Here is a 905-nt window from a genome sequence, read left to right as displayed (position 1 = left end):
GCCAAAAATTTTATGCAAAGAAAAATTGGCACTCGTCAAAAACTGGATGTAAAGTTCCTTTATGCTGTGATTTAAATACAAGACGTTCAAATTGGCACGCTCTCAAGTTTCAGATTCATCATAAGAAACGTTATATCTATCAGCTTGAGAAGAAAATAGCTTACCTAAAAACGGCGCCAATACGGGTAAAGGTCTCAAGCAGTGAAATTTATATTGTTGGTTCCAAGGATGAAACGCATGGTAATTTAATCTGTCAGTACGACGGGAATAAAATTTGTTTTAGAGTTCCTTACTGTTTGGAGGAAAGATTTGGTAAGCATATCGAAACTGAAATAGGTAACTTTGATAGAAACATAAATAGACTTCCTGATAATGGAGCAAAAACATGGCACTTTTTTAGAAAGAATGGTCGTTGGGTTGTAGGTGTCCAATTTACACCAAAACTTGTGGAAAAAGTTAGCAGACCAATTCAATACGGTGCCATTGGTATAGATATTAATCCCAGTTCTATTGGATGGGCTTATGTAGATTACCAAGGTAATTTAAAAGCGGATGGTAGTATTCCATTACAATCTGGACTAGGTAAAAATTTTAACTCCCAGCAAATAGTTAATGCATGTTTAGAACTAGCAAACCTTGCCACAAAATATGCTTGTCCAGTTGTCTGTGAAGAATTGGATTTTAGTCATAAAAAAGAATTATTACGGGAAAAGGGTAGAAAATATGCAAGAATGCTTTCATCCTGGGCGTATAGTAAATTTTACCAGTTGCTCGAATCAATACTTTTTAATCGAGGAATTAGTTTATTTAAGAAAAATCCAGCATATACAAGTCTAATCGGCTTGGCTAAATATTCCCGGATGTATGGATTGAGTAGTGATATTGCAGCTGCTTTAGTCATAGCT

The 905-nt window shown here is 35.1% G+C and carries 1 protein-coding gene; it reads left to right on the top strand.

Features of this window, described 5'->3' with window-relative positions; translation table 11 throughout:
• Positions 1–905, top strand: a 905-nt coding sequence (locus DSM106972_RS14010; protein WP_524536014.1) for a transposase family protein, incomplete at both ends; no start/stop codon positions are given.

The organism is Dulcicalothrix desertica PCC 7102 (genome assembly GCF_003991905.1).
Lineage (GTDB): Bacteria > Cyanobacteriota > Cyanobacteriia > Cyanobacteriales > Nostocaceae > Dulcicalothrix > Dulcicalothrix desertica.
Note: the sequence above shows the minus strand (reverse complement) of the source record. Positions and strands in the feature narration are given on the sequence as shown.